The following is a 25,455-nucleotide window of genomic DNA, read 5'->3' on the forward strand; positions in this document are numbered from 1 at the left end:
CCTTGGGGCGCTGCCCCAAACCCCGGGAATATTTGAAGAACGAGGAAGGGGGGCGTTGCGGCCCCCTTTTTTGCGTGTCACGACTTGAGAGGACAATCGGGGAGAGGTTCCATGGCCAAGATCACCACATGTATTTTCGACGCTTACGGCACGTTGTTTGATGTCGCCGCGGCGGCGCGCGCCTTGGCGGGGCAGCCGGGGAGAGAAGCGTTTGCCGAAGTGTGGATGCAGGTGGCCAATGATTGGCGTTTGAAGCAGTTGCAGTATTCGTGGCTGCGTGCGGTGGCGCGGGATCATTGCGATTTTTGGCAGGTGACAGGCGACGGGTTGGATTGGGCCTTGGTGAAGGCGGGGTTGGATGATGCGCAATTGCGAGAGGATTTGTTGGGCCTCTACTGGGAGTTGGACGCCTATCCGGAGGTGCCAGAGATGTTGGCGCGCTTGAAGGCCGCGGGATTGCAGACCGGAATTTTGTCCAACGGCTCGCCCGATATGTTGGCAGGCGCGGTGGAAAGTGCGGTCATCGAAGAGGTGTTGGACGCGGTCTTGAGCGTCGAGGATGTGGGCGTCTTCAAGCCGGATGTGAGGGTTTATGACCTTGTGGGGCAGCGCTTTGCTTGCACGCCGCAGGAGGTGTTGTTCGTGTCCTCCAACGGGTGGGACGCGTCTTTTGCGGCGGCTTATGGGTTCGATACCCTATGGGTGAACCGCGCCGGAGAGCCGATGGATAGATTGAGTGGAAAACCGGGGCGCGAGGCGGCGGATTTGACCGGCGTGGCGGCGCTGGTGGGGGCGGCGTGATGGATTTTGTGACCGCGCCCGATGGTGTGAAGATTGCCTATGACGACCAAGGCGAAGGTGTGCCTTTGCTGTGTCTGCCGGGATTGACCCGCAACATGGATGATTTTGAGCCGGTGCTGGCACATTACCGGGATCGCGCTCGGGTGATCCGGGTGGATTTTCGGGGGCGTGGGGCCTCGGACTACGCGGATTTCGCCACCTACACGCCGATGCAGGAGGCCCAGGATGTGGTCGCTTTGCTCGATCATTTGGGGCTGGAGAAGGCTTGCGTCCTGGGCACGTCGCGGGGCGGATTGGTGGCGTTGATGATGGCCGTGATGGCACGGGACCGACTGAGCGGCGTTATTTTTAACGACATTGGCCCGGAAATCATGGCCGAGGGTTTGGCCAATATTATGGATTATATTGGCAAGCCGCCGGCCTATGGCTCGTTGGCGGCGGCGGCGGCGGCCTTGCCGGACGTCTATGCGGGCGCGTTTCGTAACGTGCCTGCCGCCACGTGGGCCGCGTTCGCGCGCCGTGTGTGGCGAGAGGAGGGGGGCGCGTTGCACTTGCGCTACGATCCGAAGTTGCGCGATGCGGTGGCGCCAGCCTTTGCGCCCGATTTTGAGGCGCCCGATCTTTGGCCGTTGTTCGACGCGCTGGACGGCGTGCCCCTTGGCCTGATCCGGGGGGCGCAATCGGACATTCTGTCGGCGGAAACCGCCACCGAGATGCGCCGCCGCAGGCCAGACATGGCCTTTGTGGAATTGGGTGACCGGGGCCATGTGCCGTTTCTGGACGAGTCGGGATCTCGGGCCGTAATCGAAAGTGTTTTGGAGAAATGTGCATGATCACGATCAGCGATATCGAGGCCTCTGCCAAACGGGCGCAGGGGGTCGTTCGGCGCACGCCGTTGCTGTCGTCGCCCTTCTTGGATGAGATCGCCGGGCGCGAGGTCTACCTGAAGGCCGAGGTGTTGCAGCACACGGGATCTTTCAAGTTTCGCGGCGGTTGGTCCGCGTTAACGGCGTTAACCGATGACCAGCGGGCGCGGGGCGTGATCGCCTATTCCTCGGGGAACCACGCCCAAGGGGTGGCGCGAGCCGCGCAGATTTTGGGCGTGCCTGCGACGATCCTGATGCCGGACAATGCGCCCGCATTGAAGATCGCCAACACCCGCGCCATGGGCGCGGAGGTGGTGCTTTATGATCGCGCCGGCGGCGAGGATCGGGGCGCGATTGGCGCCGCCCTAAGCGAGGAACGGGGCCTGACCTTGGTCAAGCCCTACGACGACCCGAATGTGATGGCGGGGCAGGGCACCTGCGGGTTGGAAATCGCGGAGCAGGCCGCAGAGGCGGGCATGACAGAGGGCACGGTTCTGACCTGCTGCGGCGGGGGCGGATTGACCTCGGGCATCGCGACGGCGCTAGAGGCCAAAGCGCCCGGATTAACGGTGCGCCCGGTAGAGCCTGAGGGCTTTGACGATGCCGCGCGGTCGCTTGTGGCCGGTGAAATCCTGTCCAACGAGGGCCCGGAGGTGGGCCTATGCGACGCCGTGTTGACCCCTGCGCCGGGGGCGCTGACATTCCCGCTGATGCAGCGCCTTTGCGGGCCGGGGATCGTGGTGACGGACGCGCAGGTCAAGGCGGCGATGCGCCTTGCGGCGATCCGCCTGAAGCTGGTTGTGGAACCCGGCGGCGCGGTCGCCTTGGCGGCGGCGCTGTTTCACGGCGATGCCCTCGCGCCCGGCCCGGTCACGGCCACGCTGTCGGGCGGCAATGTGGACCCGGCGCTATTTGCGCAGATCCTGGCGGAACCGGCGGCAGGTTAATCTGCCGACAGCACCTTGCGGGCAGCGGCGGCGAACGCGCGCGCGTCTTGCGGGGCCTGGCCCAAATCCGCCGGGGAACTCAGCGGCGGCATGGGTGCGTCGGGATGCGCCTCGGCCACCAAATCGGGCAGGGGGCGGCCCGTTTCAATCGCCTCTTTTGTCAGCCGTTTCACCTCGGCCTGGGCGTCGGGGCGGCGCAGGGTGGCGGTCAGCGCGAAGGACAGCGCCTCGGCCCGGATAAGCCCCAGCGGATCGGCCAGACGCGCGGCCATGGCGGCGGCATTGGGCGACAGGCTGCGGGTCACATCGCCGGCCAAGGCGCTGGCGCGGGCGGCGGCGGAAACCAGCGGCGGCAGCGTTAACCATTCGGTGAACCAAGCGGCCCCGTCGCGGGCCTCTCCATGGGGGATGGACAGCGCCGAGAGTTGCGCGGGCGCCATCCGGGCCAAGGCCACTAGGGCTGATGCGGCCACAGGATTCTGTTTCTGCGGCATGGTCGAGGACGCCCCCGCGCCCCCAAGCTGCGTCTCTCCCACGTCGGATCGGCTGAGCCGCAAGACATCTTCGCCGATCTTTCCCATCGTGGTGGTCACGGCGCTAAGCCATTGTGCTATCTCGATAAGACGCCCGCGCTCGGCATGCCAGGATTGCTGTGGGTCGCTCAGGCCCAAGGCCTCGGCCAAGGCCCCGCGCAGGGCCGCAGGGTCCGGGCCCAACTGGCTGGCCGTGCCCGCCGCCCCGGACAACGACACGCAAAGCGCGTGGCGGCGCAGGTCAGGCAACCGCTCCAGCAGGCGGATGACGGGATAGCCCCAAGTGGCCACCAAGGCGCCAAAGCTGCTGGGGACAGCTACTTGGCCGTAGGTGCGGGCGGCCTGCGGGGTTTCTGCGTGGGCGTCGGCCAAATCGGTTAACACCGTTAACAAATTGCGCAGGCGGGTCTCCATCAGCCCCAGAACCTGCCGCAAACGCAGGCTTTGGGCGGTGTCTTGAACGTCTTGTGACGTCGCGCCCCAATGGAGGAACTGCGCATGTTCCGGGGCCTCCAACGCGGTGCGCATCGCGCCAACCAGACCCGGCACCACCACGCCGTTCATCCCCGCAAGGCCCATCGGGTCGATCTGGATCTCCATCGTGGCCCGGTGCAGGAACACGCCCGAGACTTCGGGGATAACCCCGGCCGCCCCTTGGACCTTGGCCAAAGCACCAAGCACCAACATCATGGCGCGCACTTCGGCGCTGTCGGACAACAGGCGCGCCACCTCGGCGTCGCCGAAAAGATCACGGTGAAGAATGCTGTCGAAAACAGAAGTGCTCATGGCAAGTGCCCGATTTCGCTAAGGAATGTGGTAAGGTGCTTGGCGTAGGTCTGGGGGGCCTCCACGCACGGCAAATGCCCCGCGCCGCGCATCAATTCGAACTTCGACCCGGGGATCAGCTCGGCCAGTTCACGGACCAGATCCGGCGGCGTCGCCCCGTCTTGATCGCCCGCAATCACCAGCGCCGGCAGGCGCAGCGCGGCCGTGGTGCTATAAAAATCGGTGCCCGCGATGGCTGCGCAACAGCCGGTGTAGCCTTCCACGGGGCAGGTCTCGACCATCCGCTGCCAGGGGGCCACGGCAGGGCTTTCGCGGAACGCGCGCGAGAACCAGCGCTCCATGATTGCCGGGGCCATGGGGGCCAAACCGCCCGCGTTTATGGCGGCAATCCGGTCCTCCCACATGGCGCGGGTGCCGATCTTCGCGGCGGTGTTGGACAACACGACAGCGCGCACCAAGTCCAGGCGCTTCGCCGCCAGCCCCTGCGCGATCAGCCCCCCGATGGAAAGGCCGACGAAAACCGCATCGCGCACCTGCAAAGCGTCCATCACCCGCTCTGCGTCGCGCACCAAAGAGCCCATGCCGTAGGGGGCGGGCGGGCAGGTCGATAGCCCATGGCCGCGCTTGTCATAGCGGATCAGCCGCAACCCCTTGGGCAACGGCGCCACCACCGGGTCCCACAACCGCAGGTCCGTCCCCAGCGAATTGCCAAACACCACCGCCGGGCCATCCTCGGGCCCATCCACCTGCACATGCAGGGACACATCATCAAAGCTCAAAACATCCATGGCACCTTGTCCCTCAATCGCGCCACTTTCCGCAAGCCGATTACGCTGCGGCCAAGTCGCAACTTGCGTCTCTAATGGCGCGTTTTGTCTCGCAATTGCGCCTATCACCCGCAATGCTGGGGCTCCACAGGACCGGAGAGCCCCATGCCCAAGAATATCCGCGCCGCCGTTTGCCACAGCCATGGCGCGCCGCTCAGTATCGAAACGGTCACCCTGCGCGACCCCGGCCCCGGAGAGGTCGAAGTCACCCTGGAGGCGGTGGCGATCTGCCACTCCGATATCTCCTATATGGAGGGCGCCTGGGGCGGTGATTTGCCCGCGATTTATGGTCATGAGGCGGCGGGGAAAGTCACCGCCGTGGGCGCGGGCGTCGCCCTGCAAGAAGGGGACCGGGTGATCGTCACCCTCGCCAAATCCTGCGGCCAATGCCCGTCCTGCGCCTCTGCGCAACCCATGTACTGCGCCGGCAACACGCCTGAGGCTCAGGTGATCACAACCCCAAACGGCGCCCCCGTGGTAAAAGCCATGAACTGCGGCGCCTTCGCCGAGGCCGTTGTGGTAGACGCCAGCCAGACCGCTCTCATCGGCGATGATATCCCCTCAGATGTGGCCTGCCTTCTGGCCTGCGGCGTGCCCACGGGGCTTGGTGCGGCGATCAACACGGCCAAGGTCAAACCCGGCGACAAGGTGGTGGTGATCGGGGCAGGGGGCGTGGGCCTCAACGCCATCCAAGGCGCGCGCATCGCGGGTGCGGCCCGGATCGTCGCCATGGATCTCGAAGAAAAGAAGCTCGCTGACGCCATCGAGTTCGGCGCCACCGATACGCTCCCCGCCCAAACCGACAAGCCTTGGAAGGCCCTCTCCAAGCTGCTCGGCGGCACCCTGGCCGACCATGTCTTTGTCTCCGTGGGCGCCATCCCCGCCTACGAGTCCGCCCTGCGCCTGCTCGCCCCCCGGGGCACCGCCTATGCCGTCGGCATGACCCACAATGGCGAAACCACCCCCTACGAGCCGGTCATTTTCGCCGCCACCGGCCAAGGCATCCGTGGCTCCTTCCTGGGCGAAGTGGTCCTGAAACGCGATATCCCCTGGATGGTCGACCTCTACAGCCAAGGCCGCCTGAAACTCGACGAACTCATCTCCGCCCGTTGGTCCCTCGATCAGATAAACGAGGCGATCTCCGACACCAACACAGGCCAGGCCCGCCGCAACGTCATCACCTTCTGATCACGCGCGCCGCTCTTCCATTCACCTTGGCCATACACCTCTAGGGGGTCTGGGGGACTAGTCCCTCATTCACGCAACTGACATGAAACTCGACAATCTCGAAATTTTCGCCACAGCCCCACCTCCGCCCGGCTGGGGCGGGCGCTATTGGCTGATCGTCCGCCTCACCACCGATACTGGCCTCACCGGCCTTGGAGAGGTCTATGCCGCAGGCGTCGGTCCCAAAGCCATGCAGGCCGTCATCGAAGATGTCTTCTCCCGCCACATGCGCGGCGAAGACCCCGCCAATATCGAGCTGATGTCACGCCGCGCGCATTCGTCGGGCTTCACCCAACGCCCCGACCCCACCGTGCTCGGCGCCTTCTCCGGCCTCGAAATTGCCTGCTGGGATATCCTCGGCAAGGCCCGTGACTGCCCGGTCTACGCGCTTCTGGGCGGCAAGATGAACGGCAAAATTCGCGCCTATACCTACCTCTACCCCGAACCCCACCACGACCCCGTGGCCTTCTGGACATCTCCCGAAATGGCCGCCGAAAGCGCACTTGCCCGGGTGGACGAAGGCTATACGGCGATCAAGTTCGATCCCGCTGGCCCCTACACGATCCGGGGCGGCCATATGCCCGCGCTCAGCGATATTGACCTCTCTGCCCGCTTTTGTGCTGCGATCCGGGATGCGGTAGGCACAAGGGCCGATCTGCTGTTTGGCACCCATGGGCAATTTTCTCCAGCGGGGGCAATCCGACTGGCCCAAGCTATTGCGCCCCATGATCCGCTTTGGTTTGAGGAACCCCTTCCCCCTGATAACCTTCCCGGATTGGCAGAGATCGCCGCCCATACCCCGATCCCCATCGCCACGGGCGAACGGCTCACCACGGTTGGGGAATTTGCCCAGGCGCTGCACCACGGGGCGCGGATCTTGCAGCCCGCCTTGGGCCGTGCAGGCGGAATATGGGAGGGGAAGAAAATCGCCACCCTCGCCGCCGCCTTTGGGGCGCAGCTTGCGCCGCATCTCTATGCCGGACCGGTGGAATGGGCCGCGAATGTGCATCTGGGTGTCAGCTGTCCGAACCTTCTGATGGTGGAGGCGATCGAGACCCCGTTCCATGACGCGCTCGTCACTGGGCGGCCCCGGGTCGACAACGGCTTTGTCGCGGCCCCCGATGCCCCCGGCCTTGGGATCACGCTGAACGATGATGTGGCCCTTGCAAACCTCTATACGGGCGATCGTTTGCACCTAGAGATGCAGGAAGCGCCCTGTGATTGGCAGAACGGCAATACCTTTGGGGGCGGCCCGGTGGATTAGGCCGAGGTCGCCCCGGGCCAAGGCCCGGTTTACGCCCGGCGCGGATACTTCGGGGCACCGCGCGGTGTGTCGCCCTCGGTAGACCGGGCCTTGGCCCGGGGCCGTCCCCGCCTAACGCTCCACCTCTTGGGCATATCGCAATTGCGCGATTTCTTCGTTCTTCCGTGTGGCTTTCAACGTGGCCATCTGTTCCTTCACGTAGTCCAGATGGTGAATGATGGCAGCCTTCGCGGCCTCTGGATCGCGTTCCTGGATGGCGTTGTTCATGGCGCGGTGTTGTTCCAGAAGGATGTCGCGGGTGGCGCGGTTCTTGAACATTTGCTGTCGGTTGAAGAACACCCCCTGGCGCAACAGATCGAAACTGGCGCGCATCATATGCAGCAGCACGACGTTGTGGCTGGCCTCAATGATCGCCAAATGGAACTCCGCATCCAAGGCGGCCTCATCGGCGGGGTTGCGTTTGCGGTGAGCCGCTTCCATCTTCTGCAAGATCACCCCGATCACCTTCAGGTCCGTGTCCGAGCCATGAATGGCGGCACGTTCTGCGGCGATGCCTTCAAGGTCCTGGCGGAACGAGATGTAATCAAAAACCGCTTCTTCGTGGGCCGACAGAAGCGCGATCAACGCGGGTGAAAAGGCGGATCCCAGAACATCGGCCACATAGATCCCCGCGCCGGCGCGGGTTGCCAGAAGCCCCTTTTCCTGCAACTCGGATACCGCCTCGCGGAGGCTGGGGCGGGACACGCCAAGGCGTTCGCTCAACTCCCGCTCCGAGGGCAAGCGTTCCCCGGGGCGCAGGATGCCGCGCAGGATCAATTGTTCGATTTGCTTGACGACCGAGCGAGAGAGCTTTTCCGCTTCGACACGTTGAAATGGCATGGGCCCTCTGCCTCCCTCAGCCTTGGCGGAATTGGTCAAACGATATGACCACGGCCGGGGTCTGTCTACCCGAGATCACGGGGCCAGATACGAAAGCGGCCCGCCCAAAGGGCAGGCCGGTGTCATGCCGGTGTCATTTTGTACGTGCGAGAAGTCGCCCTTAGCGGGGGCGAATGATGACTTCGACCCGGCGGTTTTGCTGGCGCCCCTCGGGGGTGAGGTTGGTGGCAATCGGCTCGCTTTCGCCGCGCCCGGAAGACCGCACACGCGAAGGGGCGACGCCCGCCTCGAGCAGGACGCCGGCCACACCTTGAGCGCGACGGGTGGAGAGGTCCTGATTATAGCCCGCGGACCCGGTGTTGTCGGTGTGGCCCACCACCTGCACATCGGTGGCCGGGTATTGGTTCAAGTTGTTGGCCAATGCCCGCAGGTCCGCTTGCAGACCGGCCCGGATGGCGGCGCTATCGACGTCGAACAAGATGCCTTCGGGCATGGTGACGACAAGCTCTGATCCGGTGTTCTCGATCAGGATGCGGTCGTTGGAGAGCGCCCCGCGCAGGTCCTGTGCCTGACGGTCCAGCGCGTTGCCGATCAGCCCGCCTGCGGCGGCACCCGCTGCCGCGCCAAGCACCGCATTGCGGCCCTGGTTTTCGCCGCTGGCTGTTGCGCCGAGGAAGCCGCCCAAGAGGCCGCCGATGACCGCGCCGTCACGGGTGCGGTTTTGGCCGTTGGCGGTTGTAGGGGCCACGGTGTTGCCGACGCAGGCCGTCAGGGCCAATGCGCTGGCGGTGGCCAGAATGAGGGGTTTGATATGTCGTGCCATGAGTGTAGCCCTTTGCCTGTTATCCCGTTTCCCGCGGGAGTTATTGCGGCCTTTATATCAAGCTGTGGCGGTTGGCACAGGGGTAAAGTGCGACTGCCGGGGGCGCGGGCGGGCCCTGGCCGATTTTGGCGGCTTTTCAGACGGCTCCTCCGGGCGGGGCCCGTCATCGCCGCATCTCTCAGGCCGCGCCATCTTCCGTTGTGGCGGCTTCCCAGGCCAGCATGGCCCGCTTCACCGGAAGGCCCCAATGGTAACCGCCCAGACCGCCGGATTTGCGCAACGCGCGGTGGCAGGGGATCAACCACGAGATCGGATTGCGCCCCACCGCTGTGCCCACGGCGCGCACGGCACGGGGCTTGCCGATGGCGCCTGCAATCTCGGAGTAGGTGGTGACGTGGCCCGTGGGGATCGACAGCAAGGCTTCCCACACTTTGATCTGGAACGGGGCGCCGATCAGCGACAGATGTAAGTCGCCCGTGCCATGGAACGCGGCTTCGGCCATGGGCCTGAGAGAGGCGGCGTCTTCCACATATTCGGCATTGGGCCAGCGTGAGCAGAGGTCGTCCATCGCGGCTTCCGGCCCGGTCTCTGCGGCGAAACCGATGCCGCAGATGCCTTTCTCGGTGGCCATCACCAGGGCGGGGCCAAAGGGGCTGTCAAACCACCCCCAACGGATCGTCAGGCCCTTGCCGCCGCTGGCATAGGTTCCGGGGCTCATCGCTTCCCATCTCAGGAACAGGTCGTGCAGCCGCCCGCCGCTGGTCAGCCCGGTCTCCCCCACCGTGTCGAGCACGGTAAAGCGGTCCGCCAGCAGGCGGCGGGCGTGATCCAGCGTCAGGTATTGTTGATACCGCTTGGGACTGACGCCGACCCACCCGCTGAAGGTGCGCTGGAAATGAGCCGGGCTCATGCCGAGGGCCTTTGCCAAATCATCAAGCGATTGGTGTGGGTTAGCGTCAATCAGGTCCAACGCCCGGCGCATGACGTTGAAGTGGTAGCTGCCGGATGGGTCTTGGTCTTGGGGCATGGCTCGGATCTCCGTTAACGGGATTAACCTATCGCAGAGCGCCGCCGTTTCGCGACCCGCTTCTTGCGGGAAGGGTGGGGGGCTTGCCCGCCCGCCCGTGTCGCGCCAAAAGGGACGCTATGGCAAAAGCGCTTCCATATCATACGATTCACGAGATCTTCACGCGGTTCCGCGATGCCGAGGCCGAACCCAAGGGCGAATTGCACCACGTCAACGTCTATACGCTGGTGGTCGCGGTGGCGCTGTCGGCGCAGGCGACGGATGCGGGCGTGAACCGGGCCACGGCCGAGCTGTTCAAGATCGCCGACACGCCGCAAAAGATGCTCGACCTTGGGTTGGAGGCGGTGACGGAGCACATAAAAACCATTGGCCTCTACCGGAATAAAGCCAAGAATGTCATCAAGTTAAGCCAGATACTGGTGGATGAATACGGGGGCGAGGTGCCCTCATCGCGCACGGCGTTGCAATCGCTGCCGGGGGTGGGGCGCAAGACCGCGAATGTGGTGCTGAACATGTGGTGGGGGATGCCCGCACAGGCGGTGGACACCCATATCTTCCGCGTCGGCAACCGGACGCTGATTGCGCCGGGCAAGGACGTGGAAGCGGTGGAACGCGCCGTCGAGGATAACGTCCCCGCCGAATTCCAACTGCACGCCCATCACTGGCTCATCCTTCACGGTCGCTACATCTGCGTGGCGCGCAAACCCAAGTGCGGCGCTTGTCTGATCCGCGACCTCTGCGTTTTTGAAGACAAGACACCCGATCCCTTGCCCGGAAAGGCCAAAAGATGAGCCGTCAGAATGTTTCTTCCGGGTCTTATCTGGAGCCTCAGATCGGATTCTCGCGGGCGGTGCGCATCGGCAATATCGTGGCCATCGGCGGCACGGCTCCGATTGCCGCGGGCGGCGGCACCGATTGCGTCGGCGACGTATACGGCCAGACGAAGCGCTGCCTCGAGATTGCATTAACGGCGTTAACGGATGCGGGCGGCAGCGTGTCCGATGTCATCCGCACCCGCATAATTTTGACTGATATCAACACCTTCAAGGACGCAGCCCGCGCCCACGCCGAGGTGTTCACCGACATCCGCCCCGTCACCACGGTGATGGCGGTTTCCGCATTTGTTGATCCCGACTGGTTGGTCGAGATCGAACTCGACGCCATTCTAAAGGACTAGAACCCATGGCCCAGAAATACGACCTTGTCGGCATCGGCAACGCGATTGTTGACGTGATCTCTCATGGGGATGAGAGCTTTTTGGACAATATGGGAATCCAGAAAGGCATCATGCAGCTGATCGAACGCGAACGCGCCGAGATCCTTTACGGCGCGATGACCGACCGTGTGCAAGCGCCCGGCGGTTCCGTTGCGAACACGGTCGCGGGGGCCGGGACCTTGGGCCTGAAAGCAGCGTTTCTTGGAAAAGTGAAATCCGACGCGTTGGGCAAGTTCTATGCAGATGGCATGACGTCGGACGGAATCGACTTTCCCAATCCGCCCGTAGATGGCGATGTGCCGCCCACGTCACGGTCGATGATTTTCGTCTCTCCCGATGGGGAACGCTCGATGAATACCTATCTGGGCGCGGGCGCAGACTTTGACGAAGGCGACGTGGACGCAGGCGTTGCGGGCGACACGCGGTATCTGTTTCTGGAGGGATACCTCTATGACAAGGACGAGGGAAAACGCGCCTTCAGAGCCGCCGCGCAAGCCTGCCACAAGGGCGGCGGCAAGGCCGGTGTTTCGCTGTCCGACCCCTTCTGCGTGGACCGTCACCGCGACGATTTCCGGCGCTTGATCGCCGAGGAAATGGACTTCACCCTCGGCAATGAAGAAGAGTGGCTTTCGCTTTACCAGGTGGAGGATATCGAGGCCGCGCTGGCCGAAGCCGCGGCCGATTGTGAGACGGTGGTTTGCACCCGCTCGGGCGACCCGGTGATCTTGATCCGCGACGGCGAGCGTGTCGAAGTGCCGGTTAATCGGGTCACGCCGGTGGATGCCACAGGCGCGGGCGATCAGTTTGCAGCGGGTTTCCTTTACGGTGTCGCCACAGGACAAACCCTTGAGGTCGCAGGTAAAATGGGCGTCGCTGCGGCGGCAGAGGTTATCGCCCATGTGGGCCCCCGCCCCAAGCGCCCCCTGCGTGAGGTCTTTGCCGAGCAAGGTTTGATCTAAGGTAGAGGCGGGCACATGGCGGACCTTATTGCACAGTTGAACATGGGCACGGGCAGCATTGCGATCTTGCTGGTTGGGCTGGTGTTCAAGCTTGCGGGGTTCGCGGTGCGCGATGAGATGTGGCTGCGGGTCCTGGTGGTATGCGGCTTCATCTGCGACGCCGCGTATTACTTCTTCCGCGCGGATCCGATCTTGCCTTCTGTCTTCTCGAACATCGCGCTACTCAGCATCAACGTGGTGCTGATCGTGGCCATCGTGTCCGAGCGGACAACGTGGCGGATGTCTGCGGATGACCGGCAGACGTTCAGCCATTTCTCGACCCTCACACCGGGACAGTTCCGCCGCCTGAGAAAGATGGTTAAGGCAGAGCTCGCCGACGCGGGCACCGTGCTGACACAAGAGGGCGCGCCAGTGGATGACCTGATGTTGGTCTTCGCCCCCACGATCACCATCACCAAGGGGGGCGAGAGCTTTCCGATCCGAGGTCCGGCTTTCGTGGGGGAGATTGCATTTTTGACAGGCAACGTCTCCAGCGCCGATGTGACCTTGCCCGATGGCGGCACGGTTTTGCGCGTGGATAGCACGGTTTTGCGCAAACATATGGCGCACTCGCCTGCGTTCAAGAACGCGATGACCGCGCTTTTCGGGGCAGAGTTGGCGCGCAAGGTGGCGGAGTCGGTGCCGATCGTCCCAGCCGTCGGGGCGGAGAAGGTTAACGACGTTAACCCCTCTTGAATTAGGGCGCTACGACGGCCCGCTCGCGGTTGGCGGCGTCAATCTTGCGCTGCGCCTCAATCTGCAAGGCGCCCGAAACGGCGAGGGCGAAGGCATGATCCGCCTCCAACTCTCGGATCAGGGCGGCGCGGGGCAGGGTGAAAATATGGGCCTCGGCCGTTATCTCGACATCGGCGGTGGCCTCTCCGCCATGTTGAATCGTTAACTCTCCGATCAACGCGCCAGGGCTAAGGATGGCGACCGTCGCACCATGGGCGCGGACATCGGCCTGGCCTGATCCGATGTAAATCAGCTCGTGAACCATGGTGCCCTGACGCGACACAACCGTGCCGGGGCTGACGGTTTGCCAGCGCCCCAAACGCAGGAATTTACGTGCCAGATGGGGCGGAAGGGTGCTGAAATGGGCGGCAAGAAACGCCTGTTCGTCGGGCGTGAACCGGGCTTGGCTGTGGTGCCACGCCAACCGCGCCAATCCCACCACGGATAGGACGATCCAGAAAACCTGGATCAACGCCGAAGACAGGTTGAATGCCTCGTTCAAGCTGATCAACACGGCCGAGGCGGCAAGTAAATTCATCGCCGTGTAGGTGAGAGAGCTGCCGCGCAGAAGGCCCAGTTGCAGGCCGCCGTAAGCCGATAGGTAAAGGGCAACCCCCAGCAGGCCGGAGGCCGACCAGATCGAATATTCCATGGCTGTCTTGTCCTTGCCGCAAGAGAAAGCCCGCGTCAGCCAACAGGGTGGACTGCGACACACCGGCCTGTCAAATCCCGCGAGGGCGCCGGAAGGGTTTGCGACGACACGGAAAATCCGCCACGATCCGAGCAACAAGGGACCCATTGCAGCAAGGGGGCCAATGGAAAACCACGAAGAGGGGCGGCGATGTCACGGATAACAGTCATCTTGGGACTGGTGGTGACGGCACTGATGGTCGGCCTGACGGCCTTTCCCCCGCCGATTTTTGAACGCGCCCGCGATGCGGTTTTCGATGGCTACCAACGCACGATGCCACGCCCCTACGACCCAACGGCGCCGGTCCACATCATTGATATTGATGAGGCCGCTTTGGGCGCTTACGGCCAGTGGCCGTGGCCGCGCAGCTACATGGCGGAGCTGACGGATCGCGTGTTTGACCATGGCGCGGCGGCGGTGGGCTTCGACGTGTTGTTTGCCGAGCCGGACCGGACCTCTCCTGAATTGATTGTCGACTCCTGGGCCCGGTTCACCGATGGCGCGGCACCCGTCTTGCCGGACCTTGGCATCGCCCCGCATGACACGCGCTTTGCCGAGGCGATGCGGGGGCGGCCGGTGGTTTTGTCGGTCGCGGGCGGGTTGGAGGGCTCCATGCCCGAGGCCGTGGCCGGGTTTGCCGTGACCGGGGCCACGCCGAGCACGTTAACCACTTATCCCGGCGCGATCAGCAATCTGCCCGAGCTGACGGCGGCGGCCAGCGGGATTGGCACGATCTCTTTGGGGCGCAACGCCGATGGGATTACGCGCAGCGTTCCCATGGTCTCGGATTTCGGGGGGGTGTTGATCCCGTCGCTGTCGGCAGAGCTGTTGCGGGTGGCGCAAGGGGCGGGGGGGCATGTGCTGCGCACCTCGGAAGCGTCCGGCGAGATGTCGGGCGGAACCGTTGCGGCCACGGCGATGCAGGTCGGCGCGCTGTCTTTTCCGCTGGAGGCAGACGGGCGTTTTCGCATGTATTACGCGGGCTATCAGCCGGAACGCGTGACGCCGGTGGGGGCGTTGTTTGAGGCCGAAGGGATCAGCCCAGAGCTGCAAGACAGGTTTGCGGGGCGGATCATCCTGGTCGGGTCGTCGGCGCAGGGCCTTTTCGATATCCGAACGACGCCCTTGGATGGGCAGATTGCAGGCGTCACGCTACACGCTGAAATAATTGAACAAATCGTGTCAGGCGCGTTCTTGATGCGGGCCGATTGGATGCGCGGGCTGGAGATCTTGATCGTCGCGCTCTCGGGCATTTTGCTAACCATCCTGATCCGACTGGAGCGGCCCCTGCTTGGCCTTGGGGCGGCGTTGGTCTTTGGCGGTGGCTCAGTGGTGGGCGGTGTGATGGCGTTCTCCATGGGGGGGGTGTTGTTCAACCCGGTGACGGCGGTGCTGACGGCGGTGCTTGTCTATCTCCCCGGCACGACCCTGGGCTATCTGGCGAAGGAACGCGCCCGCCGGTCGATCCGCGAACGCTTTGCCCGCTTCCTGCCGCCGCCCCTGATCGCCGAGATCGAAAAGAACCCCACCGCCGCCCTGACACCAGAAGGGGCGGAGCGGGATTTGACGGTGATGTTTGTAGACATGCGGGGGTTTTCCACGGTGACCGAAGGGATGCCTCCGGACCGAGTCGTTACTCTTGTTAACACTTTCCTGAGCGCTGTGGCCGAGGCTCTGGTGGATCACGGGGCCACGATCGACAAATTCATGGGCGACGCGGTGATGGCGTTCTGGAACGCGCCGATTGAGCGTGCCGACCACGCCATCGCCGCCCTGGGTGCCCTCCACGCGGTGAACGAAGCGGCGGAACAGGCGAATTTTCTGCTGACCTCGCAAGGCTTGCCGAGGGTTAATCTGGGGGTCGGCCTGAACACCGGGCCTGCGTCTGTGGGATTGATGGGCTCGCGCGACCGGCTGTCTTACACCTGCATCGGCGACAGCGTGACCCTTGCGGCGCGGCTGGAGGGGCTGACCCGCATCTACGGCACGCGCAACTGCGTGGGGCCGAACACAGTGGCCGAATGCCCGCCGCATTTGCAGGCCGTTACGCTGGATTTGATCGCGGTGAAGGGCTTTGCCAACGCGGTAGAGGTGTCAACGGTTCTGCCGCGCATGACACCGGGATTGGAGGCCTTTGCGACCGCCTTGGCCGAGGCCCGCGCCACCTTTATCGCCCAGGATTGGGCAGGGGCGGAGGCGGCGATGATGCGGGTGGCCAAGATCAAGGTGCCGACGTGCAATACGGCGCTTCTGGCCAAAGCCTATCTGGATCGTATCGAGGCCTACAAAGAAATCCCCCCGCCAGAGGGCTGGCAGGGGGAATTTGTAGCGCAGTCAAAGCGGTAGATCAGTCAGCGCAGGCCGCCCGTTAATCGCAGGGAATCAATATCGAGCCCTGGGGAGGATCGAGATAACCGGAATCCAAGCTGCCGTAATCGCAGAGGTCTATGGGCGTTTCAGGGGGGCTTTCCGGCAGACCTTCAAACAGGTCATCGAAGCGGAAATCTTCGTCGAAAATCTCTGGATCGAACTCTTCCCCGGTTGTGGAGACTGGCCCACGATCCGAGGGGTTGGGATTGTCCACGCCCGAGCCAAGGCCCGAGCCGCCACCGCCGCCCGGCGCGCCGTCGATCAGTTCCAACACCTGGGCAAGGAACGCAGGGTTCACGCGGCCTTGGTAGCCATCTTCGGTCAGCACGCCGCCGCGGCGGCTGGTGCAGGCACGCCCGCCCGCGGTCGACGTGATGCAGAGCCGCTCCCCCGCCAAGAACACGGTTATCGTCTCGCCGTTTTGGTAAATGATCAACGCGCTTGATCCGCGAATGCCGATGGTGGCGGTGGGGGTCGTGACCGTTGCCTCCTGGCCCCGCGATAGTGAGCCACCGATAAAGCGCAGCGCGCCTTGGGTCATTTGCAGGCCCATCTGACCGGAGCGATTGGGGTTGAACACGAATTCATCCAACACGATTGTCGTGTTGGGGGCCATGGACAGCGTTGTCTGATCGACAAAAAGGATCTGCCCGCGGCCAGAACCAGACGAGGCGATGGTTTCATTCTGGACAACGCCCGCGCCCAAACCCAACGTCCGCGTTCCTGCCCCGGGTGGGGTGCCACGCAACGTCGGCTCGCTCGAGGCGACAGTGCCGATGTTTTGCGCCGCCAGGGGCGCGGCGAATGTCAGGGCCGCAACGGCGGCCCATGTGATGGTTTTGAAGGGCATACTTAAAACTCCCAACCGACTTGGAATGTATAAATTAATTCTTCACGTGAGGTCGTCACACCGCCGGTGACAGAATCCTCAAAGACCTGCGCGGCAGTGGTTTCAATATAGATATCTTCCAATACGAAGGCCCGTAACCAGACCCCATAGCTTTCCTCATCGACGTCCGTGGTGGTGCCGCCGTCGATCCGTTCTGCCTGCCCCGCTTCGGCCCATGCGCCTGCGATCCAGCGGTTTGGCAGATGTTCCCAACCCACGTCAAAGGCGTGTTGGGCGGCCAACCGGACAGAGGCCTCGGTGATCTCAATCGGGGTGGGATCGTCCACTTCCTCACGCCCGCCCATGGTGCCCGAAAGCCGGACCCGTGTGTCCCGAGAGGGGCGGTAGGTCACGCCCAGATCAAAGTCGTAAAAATCGAAATCGGAACCGGTGGCGGCGCGGGCGATCTGTCGGCCCGTGGTTGCGTCGGCGTAGACCGTGAAACGCTCATTGATTGGGTTGGCGTAGGCAAGGCCCACCCCCCAAGAGGTATAGTCCCCCGACAGGGTGGAATCGTTCTGGAACCAGCCAAGTTCGGCATAGGCTTGCAGGCGCGGGCCGTAGGCGTCGCGGGCCAGGCGCCATTGCGGGCCGGTGCGCAAGCGCCCGGAGCTGCGGCTGTTGATCGAGCTGTCGCCGGGTTCATAGCTGGAGAAGGCAAATTCGGTGATCCATTGGGTGACATCGGCGTCGCCCATGTCGATGCGCCAATCCACCGAGCCGGTCACAAACGCGCCCTGTTCGCCGCTGGTGTCGGCATAGGCGTAGCCCACGGCAAGGCGGCCCCGGTAGTCAGAGCGGTCATCGCGGTCCTGCGCCTCGTCGCGGTAGCGGGCCACTTGGGTCAGCTGCTCGGGAGACAACGAGCCAGAAGATTGAGCCGCCGCGAGATGGTATTCGGCCACCGCGTAAGAGCCCAAGGCAAAGTAGGCAATCGCCAATTCCACACGGGCCGTAGCGTTGTTCGGCTCCAGATCAACAAGGCGTTCCAAGGTCGCGGCGGCGGCCTCAAAATCACGGGCCTGGACAGAAAGCCGCGCATAGTCACGCATCAGCTGTCGGTTGCTTGGATCGGTCAGCATCTGCTGGAAAATAGCTTGGCGCTGCGCGTCAGCGCTTGCGTTTTGCGCCGCCAGCGGCGTGGAAATTAACGAGATCGCGGCAATAGACGCCAGAAGAGGGGCTCGGATCATTTTCGGGCCTTACGAAGAAAGAGAAAAGAAAGTCGTTCGAACTGGCAAAACCATACGAGGCGTGGCCAATTTATTCAATAAATGCCGCAAACCCACCCCGAGGAGCGCGCGGCCCATGCGGCATTGGGGCAACGGTCTCGGGGCGCGGACGCAGAAGGGTGGCGAAATTACCTGCCCAGTTTTGCGTGAACCTCATCAAGGTCGATCTCACCGATGGGCATCTTGTTGCCGGGATTGTCGAAGTCATATTTGAACAGATCGAAGTCGCGGTGGTAGATTTCCTTGACCAAATGCATCGAGAGATCGTCGAAATAGTCCTCGACCGGGTGCAGACGCTTGGGGCCGTGGCCCTCAGATTCGTTGAAACGCGGCACATCCTTCAGCTTGATCGGATGGGCGTTGTCGGTGGCATCCAGCACGCTTTGCATGCCGTCGTTGAAGCTTTCGGTCCAGAAAATCTTGTCATATTGGCCACCGTTCACGATGAACGTGGAGACATGGCCCGACATGGCGGACCAATGGATATCCGGGTCCATGGGCTTGCGCCAACGGATGGTGTCGCGGGCGAACAGCAAGAACCGGCGGAAACTGGCGATTTGGTCGAACTCGCCCTTGCCGTCATCGCCGCCCACTTCGATGCCATATTTCTGGATCAAGAGCGGCACCATGTTGCCCCGATAGCGGCGGCCATTGCGTTGAATGCCGCAGATTTTATCGAAGAAGCTGGACAAGATTCGGGTGTAGGGGTTGCGCACGCAGGTAAAGGCATAGCTTTTGTGCGCCTGAACGTTGCTGGTGATAACCGGCTGACTATTGTCGAAGGCCCACTTGTGCATGCCGCCAGTGGCATCGTGGATGTCGCCATCAAAATATTCGCCGTTGTCGGCGTAATACATGATCTGACCGATGGTTGAGCAAGCGCATTTGGGTACCACACGATACACCATGCTTTCGCTTGTCGTCATCCAGGTGCCCGGAAATCCCATATGCTCTTACCTCACGTGATGCCCGGTGCTGTGTTCACCCGGTCTTAAGACATAAATTGCAAAGAATTGGTGTCGCTTCAATCTCTCTCAGGTATTAATACGTTAACAACAAGGCGCAACAATGCGCGTAAGTCCGGGGCAATCGTTTCCAGAATGGCAAAAATCGCCTTTATTCTCCTGTGTCACAAGGATGCGCCAAGCATCATCCGTCAGGCTGAGCGTTTGACGGCGACGGGCGATTATGTGTCGATTCATTTTGACGCAAACGCCAAACCGGCGGATTTTGCGGCCCTGCAAGAGGCCCTGAAGGACAACGCGGGCGTCACCTTTGCCAAAAAGCGCATCAAATGCGGGTGGGGGGAATGGTCGCTGTGCCAAGCCACGCTGCATGCGATTGAAGCGGCGGTAGAGGCGTTTCCCAAGGCGTCGCATTTCTACATGCTGTCGGGGGATTGTGCGGCGGTGAAGTCGGCGGACTACGCCCATAGGTTCCTTGACGACCGCGACATGGACTATGTCGAAAGCTTCGATTTCTTCAACTCGGACTGGATCAAGACGGGCTTCAAGGGCGAGCGTCTGTTCTACCGCCACTTCTTTAACGAGCGGAACCACAAGAAGCTGTTTTATGCCTCGTTCCATTTGCAGCGAAAATTCCGGCTGGAACGCAAGATCCCCGACGACATTCAGGTGATGATCGGCTCGCAATGGTGGTGTCTGCGACGCAGCACGATTTTGTCGATCCTGGATTTCTGCCGCCAGCGCCCCGATGTGATCCGTTTCTTCAAGACCACCTGGATTCCGGATGAGACGTTTTTCCAAACCCTTGTGCGTCACCTCGTCCCGTCGCGCGAAATTGAGAGCCGGACCCTGACGTTCAAGATGTTCAGCGACTACGGCATGCCGGTGACCTTCTATAACGACCAATATGACCTGTTGATTTCGCAGGACTATCTGTTCGCCCGCAAGATTTCTGCCGAAGCCACCTTGCTGAAGGACCGCCTTGGCGCATTGTGGAACTCGGACCGCAAGGACTTTGCCACCTCGAAGGAGGGGCCGAAACTACACGCCTTCCTGACCGGGCGGGGCCGGGTGGGCAAACGCTTTGGCACAAGGTTCTGGGAACGCGAAAGCACCCTTGGGGCGGACCGCGACCTTTATATGTTGGTGTGCAAGAAGTGGCATGTGGCCAAGCGGCTTCTCAAAGCCTCGTCCGAGAAGTTGGATGTGCGCGGGATTGAGTATCTATTTGACGAAGAAGGTTGCCGTGTTCCCCACCTGGGCGGGATTGAACGCACGATGGAAAAGCGCAACCGCCACCGCCGTGCGCTGGTCCGGATGCTGTTTGATTACTACGGGACAGAGCAGCTGGTGATCTGCCTTGATCCGGCCAACCTCGACCTGATGCGTGATTTCATGTCCGATCGGGCGAATGCGCGCATCCTTGAATTGCAGTGCAACTTTGATGACCAATATCTGGTGGGTCACGCACACCGGGTCGGGCTGGCCACGGACGACACGCCGGGCGAGGTTCTGCAACGGATGCTGCCGACCCTACGCCACGAATTTCTGGACGAGCAGTTGGAAATCCGAGAGGCGGAGTTCAAACAGCATTGGCGTTTGAGAGAGGGTAAATCGGACGAAGAAAATGGCGCCGTTCTGGCGGATTTCTTCGGGATAGACCAAGACGTTGGTCGAGAGTTGGCGCAGACCCAACACCTGTTTGCAGATTAAAAAGGGGGCTTCGATGGCCTATTCTTACGACGATCAGAACATCTTCGCGAAAATCCTGCGAGGGGAGATTCCCAACAAAACCGTGGCCGAAAGCGACCATACGCTGGCTTTCGCGGACCTGTATCCGCAAGCGCCCGTGCATGTCCTGGTGATCCCCAAGGGGCCATATGTGTGCTTTGATCACTTTGCCGCCGAAGCGTCTGATGCGGAAATCGTGGATTTCCACCGGGTGGCGGCGCAAGTCTGTGCGCAGGTGTCGCCCGGAAATGGTGGGGACGGCTTCCGCACGATCTCCAACGCGGGCGATGATGGGGTGCAAGAGGTGCCGCATTACCACATGCACATATTGGGCGGGCGGCATCTGGGGCGGATGTTGGCGAAGGCCTGAAACGGGGGGGCGCGCGGCCTCAAGCCCCGGCCCAACCGGTTGGGCCGGAGCCGCTCGGCCCCGCGCGCTGCCGCGGATGCGCCGACAGGTCGCGCGGTCACGGGGCCCGTGCGGCGTGCTCCACCCTTGCCCGGTCGCAAGACCTCTGCCATATCCAAAAGCAGCCACAGTGAATGGAGCCCCATGATGAGCATTGACGCCCCCGAGATCGAGATTGTGACCGCGAGCCGCGTTGCCTGCGATGGTGGAGAGGGCGCGTTGGGCCATCCGCGCGTGTGGTTGATGATCGACCCCGACAGCGGCTTCGTGGAATGCGGCTATTGCGACAAGAAGTTCATCCACAAGGATTTCGTGGATGCCGCAGAGTGATCCGCCGCTTCGGCAAGGGTTTGGGCCGCCTCTTTGGGGCGGCCTTTTTCGTTGTCGCGCTCTATCTTTTGGGGGCAGCGGTTGGCGGGCTGATCCCCGGCCGCTCTGCCGATGTTCCCGCAGGCGATGATGTTGAAATTGCACTACTTTACGGGCCGATCCACGTCGACTTTCTGCTCCCTGCCACGGCGCAGACCCGAGAGGCGCTGCAATTTGCGCGCACTGGCGGGGTTCAAGTGGAGGACGCGGGCGTGGGCTATTTCATCGTCGGTTGGGGCGCCCGGGATTTCTACACCACGACGCCGCAATGGGCGGATCTGAGCGCAAGGGCGACGCTTCGGGCGATTACCGGCGATGCCTCGGTCCTGCGGGTGGACGTGGTGCAGCCCAACATCGCCTTCGACCAATTGCCCCGCTTGTCGCTTTCCGCCGATCAATATGCGGCGCTTTTGGCCGAGATCGCCGCGACAGCTACACCGGACGCAATCGGGGTCGAGGCAGAGGGCCACCGCGCCACATCCGGATTTGTCGAGGCGCGAGGGCGGTTTCACATCCTGCGCACCTGCAACACATGGGTTGGCCGCGTGCTGCGGGGGGCAGGGGTGCCCATGGGCGCTTGGACGCCGACCCCCTACGCCGTGCGTTTGTCCCTGTGGCGGGCGGGAGTGCGTTAACGCCATTAAGGAATACCCCTGCGATTGGTGAAAATCCCGGTCGCGTCTGCCCCTGTGGCACGGTAGAACGAAGGCAACCATCAGGAGGGGCGCACATGGCATTCGGTAAAGGGCATCATCTACATCTGGTGGATGGCTCGGCCTTCATCTTTCGCGCCTACCACGCGCTACCGCCGCTGACGCGGAAATCCGATGGCTTGCCGATTGGCGCTGTCGCGGGATTCTGCAACATGCTGCACCGCATGATTGAAGCCAACACAGGCCCTGACGCTCCCACCCATGCCGCTGTTATCTTTGACAAAGGTAGCCACACTTTCCGCAACGAGCTCTATGATCAATACAAGGCCAACCGCGAGGCGATGCCCGAGGATTTGCGCCCGCAGATACCGCTGACCCGGGACGCGACGCGGGCGTTCAACCTCGCTTGCATCGAGATGGAGGGGTTCGAGGCCGACGACATTATCGCCACCTACGCCCGCCAAGCCCGAGAGGCCGGGGGGCGCTGCACGATCATTTCCTCGGACAAGGACATGATGCAATTGGTCGGCGACGGCGTGGAAATGTTCGACGCCATGAAAAACACGCGCATCGACCGCGAAGGGGTGGAGGCTAAGTTCGGCGTCGGACCCGAGCGTGTGGTGGATGTGCAGGCCCTGGCCGGAGATAGCGTGGATAACGTGCCCGGTGCCCCGGGGATCGGGATCAAGACCGCCGCCCTTCTGATCAACGAATACGGCGACCTGGACGAACTTCTGGCCCGTGCGGAGGAAATCAAGCAACCCAAACGCCGCCAAACCCTGATCGACAATGAGGCGCAAATTCGTCTGTCGCGGCAGTTAGTTCTGTTGGACGATCAGGTGCAAGTGCCGGAACCGCTGGATGATCTGGAAGTGCGCGACCCAGAGCCGGACGTGCTGCTTGCTTTCCTGGCTGAGATGGAGTTCCGCACGTTAACCAAGCGTATCGCAGAGCGAGCGGGCGTAGAGGCCCCCGCCATTGCCGAGCCCGCAGCCCCCGCCGCCCAGGAAGCCCCGGAAATGCCGCCCATCGACCACGCAGGATACGAGGTGGTTAACGACGTTAAGACCTTGCAGGACTGGGTAGACCGGGCCTCGGCCTGGGGTACCGTCGCGTTTGATACGGAAACGACCTCGCTGAATGAGATGGTGGCGGAACTGGTCGGCGTCTCGCTCTGCATCAAGCCCGGCGAAGCTTGCTACATCCCCCTGCTGCACCGGGGCAGCGGCGACGACCTGTTTGCCGATACTTCTCTGGCGGAAGGGCAAATCCCGTTAGAAGACGCCTTGGCCGTGCTGAAGCCGATGCTAGAGGACGAAAGCGTCCTGAAAGTTGCGCAGAACGCCAAATATGACGTGAAGGTGCTGGCCAATTACGGCGTGAGTGTCGCGCCCATCGACGACACGATGTTGCTGTCCTACGCGATGCACGCGGGCTTGCATAACCACGGTATGGATAGCCTGTCTGAGCGCTACCTCGGGCACACGCCTCTGCCGATCAAGTCCTTGATCGGAAGCGGAAAATCCCAAATCACTTTCGACCGCGTGCCGATTGCGGACGCCGCGCCCTATGCGGCGGAAGACGCCGATGTCACGCTGCGGCTGCACAAGCTTTTCAAGCCGAAACTGCACACCGTTGGCGTCACGAAAGTGTACGAAAAGTTGGAGCGCCCTTTGGTGCCCGTTCTGGCCCGAATGGAGCGATCTGGCATCAAGGTGGACCGAGAGGTTCTGTCACGCATGTCCAACGCATTCGCTCAGAAAATGGCGGGTCTTGAGGCGGAAATTCACGAGTTGGCAGGCGAAAGCTTCAACGTAGGCTCCCCCGCGCAGTTGGGAGAAATACTGTTTGATAAGATGGGCTTGCAGGGCGGGAAAAAAGGGAAGACCGGCAAATATTCCACCGGTGCAGATATTCTAGAAGATCTGGCGACGGAGCACGATTTGCCGGGACGGGTGTTGGATTGGCGGCAGCTGTCCAAGCTGAAATCCACCTACACAGACGCGTTGCAGGATCACATCAATCCGGACACCGGCCGCGTGCACACCAGCTATTCGATTGCGGGCGCCAACACCGGGCGCCTCGCCTCCACCGATCCCAACCTGCAAAACATCCCGATCCGGTCCGATGAAGGCCGCCGCATCCGCGAAGCTTTCGTGGCGGAACCCGGTAAGGTTTTGGTGGCGCTCGATTATTCCCAGATTGAGCTGCGTATTCTGGCCCATATTGCGGGGATCGACGCGCTGAAACAGGCCTTTAAGGAAGGTCAGGATATCCACGCTGCCACGGCGTCCGAGATGTTCAATGTGCCCCTCGAAGACATGACACCGGACGTGCGCCGTCAAGCCAAGGCGATCAACTTCGGCGTGATCTACGGCATCTCGGGCTTCGGGTTGGCGCGTAACCTGCGCATCCCACGGGCCGAGGCGCAGGGCTTCATCGACCGCTACTTCGAGCGTTTCCCCGGCATCCGCACCTACATGGACGACACCAAGAAATTCGCCAAGGACCACCTCTATGTAGAGACGCTGTTCGGTCGCAAGATCCACACGCCCGAGATCAACGCCAAGGGACCCGGCGCAGGCTTCGCGGGCCGCGCCGCGATCAACGCGCCGATCCAAGGCACCGCCGCCGATATTATCCGGCGCGCCATGGTGCGGATGGAGGATGCGATCAAGGACATCCCCGCCACGATGCTGCTGCAAGTCCACGATGAATTGGTGTTTGAAGTGGATGAAGATGCCACGGACGCCCTGATTTCCAAGGCAAAAGAGGTGATGGAAGGCGCGGCTGATCCCGCCGTTCATCTGTCGGTGCCGATCACAGTGGACGCAGGCCAAGGGGCGAACTGGGCCGAGGCTCATTGATACAGGACTGGCCCCAACTTCGCGCCTTCGCCCTGTCGCTCGGCCTGCCGAAGGTCGAAGACGCCGTCAGTTGGGGCAATCCGAACCTCAAGGCCCACGGCAAGATGTGGTGCTGGTGGTCGCCTTACATCGATGCCGCGATCTTCAAGGGCACCCGGGACGAGCGCGAGATGTTGCGCGAAGCCGACCCCGACACGTTTGTGATGCACGACCACTATGCCAAAACGGGGCTCATTTTGGTCGCCGCAGGGCGAATTGACCGCGGTTGGGCCGAAGCGCGGTTGCGCCGCACATGGCGAGAAAACGCGCCCAAGCGGTGGTTGGCGAAATTCGACGCGGGGGAGGTCTAG

At 62.5% G+C, this 25,455-nt stretch carries 25 protein-coding genes; 16 read left to right on the top strand and 9 right to left on the bottom strand.

Annotated elements, in window-relative coordinates:
* Positions 1–111: 111 nt before the first annotated feature.
* The 3 genes from AADW23_RS11180 to AADW23_RS11190 are packed head-to-tail and all read left to right on the top strand — an operon-like array spanning position 112 to position 2,614.
* Positions 112–801, top strand: coding sequence for a haloacid dehalogenase type II (locus AADW23_RS11180; RefSeq protein WP_341861019.1), 690 nt, complete (start codon positions 112–114; stop codon positions 799–801).
* Entirely contained in the window at positions 801–1,634 is an 834-nt protein-coding gene (locus AADW23_RS11185) for an alpha/beta hydrolase (protein ID WP_341861020.1), read from the top strand. Before AADW23_RS11180 ends, AADW23_RS11185 begins: the two co-directional genes overlap by 1 nt.
* Positions 1,631–2,614, top strand: a complete 984-nt coding sequence (locus AADW23_RS11190; protein ID WP_341861021.1) for a threonine/serine dehydratase — start codon at positions 1,631–1,633, stop codon at positions 2,612–2,614. Before AADW23_RS11185 ends, AADW23_RS11190 begins: the two co-directional genes overlap by 4 nt.
* Here the strand turns inward: AADW23_RS11190 and AADW23_RS11195 are convergent.
* Both AADW23_RS11195 and pcaD read right to left on the bottom strand, forming a co-directional pair.
* Positions 2,611–3,933, bottom strand: a complete 1,323-nt coding sequence (locus tag AADW23_RS11195; RefSeq protein WP_341861022.1) for a lyase family protein — start codon at positions 3,931–3,933, stop codon at positions 2,611–2,613. The genes AADW23_RS11190 and AADW23_RS11195 overlap by 4 nt on opposite strands.
* Entirely contained in the window at positions 3,930–4,721 is a 792-nt protein-coding gene (gene pcaD, locus AADW23_RS11200; protein ID WP_341861023.1) for a 3-oxoadipate enol-lactonase, read from the bottom strand. Before pcaD ends, AADW23_RS11195 begins: the two co-directional genes overlap by 4 nt.
* Positions 4,722–4,865: 144 nt before the next feature.
* Between pcaD and AADW23_RS11205 the strand changes: the two genes are divergently transcribed.
* Both AADW23_RS11205 and AADW23_RS11210 read left to right on the top strand, forming a co-directional pair.
* Complete coding sequence (locus tag AADW23_RS11205) at positions 4,866–5,948, top strand: Zn-dependent alcohol dehydrogenase (protein ID WP_341861024.1); 1,083 nt, start codon at positions 4,866–4,868, stop codon at positions 5,946–5,948.
* A gap of 82 nt (positions 5,949–6,030) precedes the next feature.
* A complete protein-coding gene (locus AADW23_RS11210; RefSeq protein ID WP_341861025.1) occupies positions 6,031–7,251 on the top strand; it encodes a mandelate racemase/muconate lactonizing enzyme family protein in 1,221 nt (406 codons plus the stop codon).
* A 111-nt stretch (positions 7,252–7,362) separates the two neighbouring features.
* Here AADW23_RS11210 and AADW23_RS11215 read toward each other — a convergent pair whose 3' ends face one another.
* The 3 genes from AADW23_RS11215 to AADW23_RS11225 form a co-directional block, all read right to left on the bottom strand.
* Positions 7,363–8,130 (bottom strand): FCD domain-containing protein, encoded by a 768-nt coding sequence (locus tag AADW23_RS11215; protein WP_341861026.1) that lies wholly within the window; start codon positions 8,128–8,130, stop codon positions 7,363–7,365.
* Between the two features lie 160 nt (positions 8,131–8,290).
* Positions 8,291–8,953 (bottom strand): OmpA family protein, encoded by a 663-nt coding sequence (locus tag AADW23_RS11220; RefSeq protein ID WP_341861027.1) that lies wholly within the window; start codon positions 8,951–8,953, stop codon positions 8,291–8,293.
* Positions 8,954–9,131: 178 nt separating this feature from the next.
* Positions 9,132–9,980 carry a bifunctional helix-turn-helix domain-containing protein/methylated-DNA--[protein]-cysteine S-methyltransferase gene (locus tag AADW23_RS11225; RefSeq protein WP_341861028.1) on the bottom strand — a complete coding sequence of 283 codons (849 nt, stop codon included), beginning with the start codon at positions 9,978–9,980 and terminating at the stop codon, positions 9,132–9,134.
* A gap of 119 nt (positions 9,981–10,099) precedes the next feature.
* Here AADW23_RS11225 and nth point away from each other — a divergent pair, with 119 nt between their 5' ends.
* From nth to AADW23_RS11245, 4 genes are read left to right on the top strand one after another with little or no spacing between them, the layout of a single operon-like run.
* A complete protein-coding gene (nth, locus tag AADW23_RS11230; protein ID WP_341861029.1) occupies positions 10,100–10,771 on the top strand; it encodes an endonuclease III in 672 nt (223 codons plus the stop codon).
* Positions 10,768–11,157 (top strand): RidA family protein, encoded by a 390-nt coding sequence (locus AADW23_RS11235; RefSeq protein ID WP_341861030.1) that lies wholly within the window; start codon positions 10,768–10,770, stop codon positions 11,155–11,157. Before nth ends, AADW23_RS11235 begins: the two co-directional genes overlap by 4 nt.
* A gap of 5 nt (positions 11,158–11,162) precedes the next feature.
* On the top strand, positions 11,163–12,155 hold the full coding sequence (locus AADW23_RS11240) for an adenosine kinase (RefSeq protein ID WP_341861031.1): 993 nt from the start codon (positions 11,163–11,165) through the stop codon (positions 12,153–12,155).
* A 15-nt stretch (positions 12,156–12,170) separates the two neighbouring features.
* Positions 12,171–12,890 carry a cyclic nucleotide-binding domain-containing protein gene (locus tag AADW23_RS11245; RefSeq protein WP_341861032.1) on the top strand — a complete coding sequence of 240 codons (720 nt, stop codon included), beginning with the start codon at positions 12,171–12,173 and terminating at the stop codon, positions 12,888–12,890.
* A gap of 1 nt (position 12,891) precedes the next feature.
* Here the strand turns inward: AADW23_RS11245 and AADW23_RS11250 are convergent, their stop codons facing one another.
* On the bottom strand, positions 12,892–13,581 hold the full coding sequence (locus AADW23_RS11250; protein WP_341861033.1) for a cyclic nucleotide-binding domain-containing protein: 690 nt from the start codon (positions 13,579–13,581) through the stop codon (positions 12,892–12,894).
* A gap of 189 nt (positions 13,582–13,770) precedes the next feature.
* Between AADW23_RS11250 and AADW23_RS11255 the strand changes: the two genes are divergently transcribed.
* A complete protein-coding gene (locus tag AADW23_RS11255) occupies positions 13,771–15,966 on the top strand; it encodes an adenylate/guanylate cyclase domain-containing protein (protein WP_341861034.1) in 2,196 nt (731 codons plus the stop codon).
* 22 nt (positions 15,967–15,988) lie between these two features.
* Here AADW23_RS11255 and AADW23_RS11260 read toward each other — a convergent pair whose 3' ends face one another.
* From AADW23_RS11260 to AADW23_RS11270, 3 genes are all read right to left on the bottom strand, one after another.
* On the bottom strand, positions 15,989–16,840 hold the full coding sequence (locus tag AADW23_RS11260) for a FecR family protein (RefSeq protein ID WP_341861035.1): 852 nt from the start codon (positions 16,838–16,840) through the stop codon (positions 15,989–15,991).
* 2 nt (positions 16,841–16,842) lie between these two features.
* Positions 16,843–18,072, bottom strand: a complete 1,230-nt coding sequence (locus AADW23_RS11265) for a tetratricopeptide repeat protein (protein WP_341861036.1) — start codon at positions 18,070–18,072, stop codon at positions 16,843–16,845.
* Positions 18,073–18,239: 167 nt separating this feature from the next.
* The gene (locus AADW23_RS11270; protein ID WP_341861037.1) at positions 18,240–19,058 is read right to left on the bottom strand and encodes a sulfotransferase family protein; all 819 of its coding nucleotides are present in this window, start codon (positions 19,056–19,058) and stop codon (positions 18,240–18,242) included.
* A 153-nt stretch (positions 19,059–19,211) separates the two neighbouring features.
* On the opposite strand from AADW23_RS11270, the gene AADW23_RS11275 reads away from it, so the two are divergent.
* From AADW23_RS11275 to AADW23_RS11300, 6 genes are all read left to right on the top strand, one after another.
* Positions 19,212–20,789 carry a DUF5928 domain-containing protein gene (locus tag AADW23_RS11275; protein WP_341861038.1) on the top strand — a complete coding sequence of 526 codons (1,578 nt, stop codon included), beginning with the start codon at positions 19,212–19,214 and terminating at the stop codon, positions 20,787–20,789.
* 13 nt (positions 20,790–20,802) lie between these two features.
* The gene (locus AADW23_RS11280) at positions 20,803–21,177 is read left to right on the top strand and encodes an HIT domain-containing protein (protein ID WP_341861039.1); all 375 of its coding nucleotides are present in this window, start codon (positions 20,803–20,805) and stop codon (positions 21,175–21,177) included.
* Positions 21,178–21,363: 186 nt separating this feature from the next.
* A complete protein-coding gene (locus AADW23_RS11285; protein ID WP_341861040.1) occupies positions 21,364–21,546 on the top strand; it encodes a zinc-finger domain-containing protein in 183 nt (60 codons plus the stop codon).
* Positions 21,543–22,220: a TIGR02117 family protein gene (locus AADW23_RS11290; protein WP_341861041.1), complete on the top strand. Its 678-nt coding sequence runs from the start codon at positions 21,543–21,545 to the stop codon at positions 22,218–22,220. The genes AADW23_RS11285 and AADW23_RS11290 overlap by 4 nt, the downstream gene beginning before the upstream one ends.
* 95 nt (positions 22,221–22,315) lie before the next feature.
* Positions 22,316–25,105: a DNA polymerase I gene (gene polA, locus AADW23_RS11295; RefSeq protein ID WP_341861042.1), complete on the top strand. Its 2,790-nt coding sequence runs from the start codon at positions 22,316–22,318 to the stop codon at positions 25,103–25,105.
* A complete protein-coding gene (locus AADW23_RS11300) occupies positions 25,102–25,455 on the top strand; it encodes an MmcQ/YjbR family DNA-binding protein (protein WP_341861043.1) in 354 nt (117 codons plus the stop codon). Before polA ends, AADW23_RS11300 begins: the two co-directional genes overlap by 4 nt.

Origin of the sequence: Gymnodinialimonas sp. 57CJ19 (assembly GCF_038396845.1) — a bacterium.
Lineage (GTDB): Bacteria > Pseudomonadota > Alphaproteobacteria > Rhodobacterales > Rhodobacteraceae > Gymnodinialimonas.

What these genes read in the sequence shown, in the direction of transcription:
- AADW23_RS11275 (WP_341861038.1), top strand. Translation starts at nt 19,212, where the DNA reads ATGGCAAAAATCGCCTTTATTCTCCTGTGTCACAAGGATGCGCCAAGC.
- AADW23_RS11220 (WP_341861027.1), bottom strand. Translation starts at nt 8,953, where the DNA reads ATGGCACGACATATCAAACCCCTCATTCTGGCCACCGCCAGCGCATTG.
- AADW23_RS11270 (WP_341861037.1), bottom strand. Translation starts at nt 19,058, where the DNA reads ATGGGATTTCCGGGCACCTGGATGACGACAAGCGAAAGCATGGTGTAT.
- AADW23_RS11180 (WP_341861019.1), top strand. Translation starts at nt 112, where the DNA reads ATGGCCAAGATCACCACATGTATTTTCGACGCTTACGGCACGTTGTTT.
- nth (WP_341861029.1), top strand. Translation starts at nt 10,100, where the DNA reads ATGGCAAAAGCGCTTCCATATCATACGATTCACGAGATCTTCACGCGG.
- AADW23_RS11280 (WP_341861039.1), top strand. Translation starts at nt 20,803, where the DNA reads ATGGCCTATTCTTACGACGATCAGAACATCTTCGCGAAAATCCTGCGA.
- pcaD (WP_341861023.1), bottom strand. Translation starts at nt 4,721, where the DNA reads ATGGATGTTTTGAGCTTTGATGATGTGTCCCTGCATGTGCAGGTGGAT.
- AADW23_RS11255 (WP_341861034.1), top strand. Translation starts at nt 13,771, where the DNA reads ATGTCACGGATAACAGTCATCTTGGGACTGGTGGTGACGGCACTGATG.
- AADW23_RS11225 (WP_341861028.1), bottom strand. Translation starts at nt 9,980, where the DNA reads ATGCCCCAAGACCAAGACCCATCCGGCAGCTACCACTTCAACGTCATG.
- AADW23_RS11250 (WP_341861033.1), bottom strand. Translation starts at nt 13,581, where the DNA reads ATGGAATATTCGATCTGGTCGGCCTCCGGCCTGCTGGGGGTTGCCCTT.
- AADW23_RS11195 (WP_341861022.1), bottom strand. Translation starts at nt 3,933, where the DNA reads ATGAGCACTTCTGTTTTCGACAGCATTCTTCACCGTGATCTTTTCGGC.
- polA (WP_341861042.1), top strand. Translation starts at nt 22,316, where the DNA reads ATGGCATTCGGTAAAGGGCATCATCTACATCTGGTGGATGGCTCGGCC.
- AADW23_RS11215 (WP_341861026.1), bottom strand. Translation starts at nt 8,130, where the DNA reads ATGCCATTTCAACGTGTCGAAGCGGAAAAGCTCTCTCGCTCGGTCGTC.
- AADW23_RS11265 (WP_341861036.1), bottom strand. Translation starts at nt 18,072, where the DNA reads ATGATCCGAGCCCCTCTTCTGGCGTCTATTGCCGCGATCTCGTTAATT.
- AADW23_RS11240 (WP_341861031.1), top strand. Translation starts at nt 11,163, where the DNA reads ATGGCCCAGAAATACGACCTTGTCGGCATCGGCAACGCGATTGTTGAC.
- AADW23_RS11245 (WP_341861032.1), top strand. Translation starts at nt 12,171, where the DNA reads ATGGCGGACCTTATTGCACAGTTGAACATGGGCACGGGCAGCATTGCG.
- AADW23_RS11185 (WP_341861020.1), top strand. Translation starts at nt 801, where the DNA reads ATGGATTTTGTGACCGCGCCCGATGGTGTGAAGATTGCCTATGACGAC.
- AADW23_RS11205 (WP_341861024.1), top strand. Translation starts at nt 4,866, where the DNA reads ATGCCCAAGAATATCCGCGCCGCCGTTTGCCACAGCCATGGCGCGCCG.
- AADW23_RS11210 (WP_341861025.1), top strand. Translation starts at nt 6,031, where the DNA reads ATGAAACTCGACAATCTCGAAATTTTCGCCACAGCCCCACCTCCGCCC.
- AADW23_RS11260 (WP_341861035.1), bottom strand. Translation starts at nt 16,840, where the DNA reads ATGCCCTTCAAAACCATCACATGGGCCGCCGTTGCGGCCCTGACATTC.
- AADW23_RS11235 (WP_341861030.1), top strand. Translation starts at nt 10,768, where the DNA reads ATGAGCCGTCAGAATGTTTCTTCCGGGTCTTATCTGGAGCCTCAGATC.
- AADW23_RS11190 (WP_341861021.1), top strand. Translation starts at nt 1,631, where the DNA reads ATGATCACGATCAGCGATATCGAGGCCTCTGCCAAACGGGCGCAGGGG.
- AADW23_RS11285 (WP_341861040.1), top strand. Translation starts at nt 21,364, where the DNA reads ATGAGCATTGACGCCCCCGAGATCGAGATTGTGACCGCGAGCCGCGTT.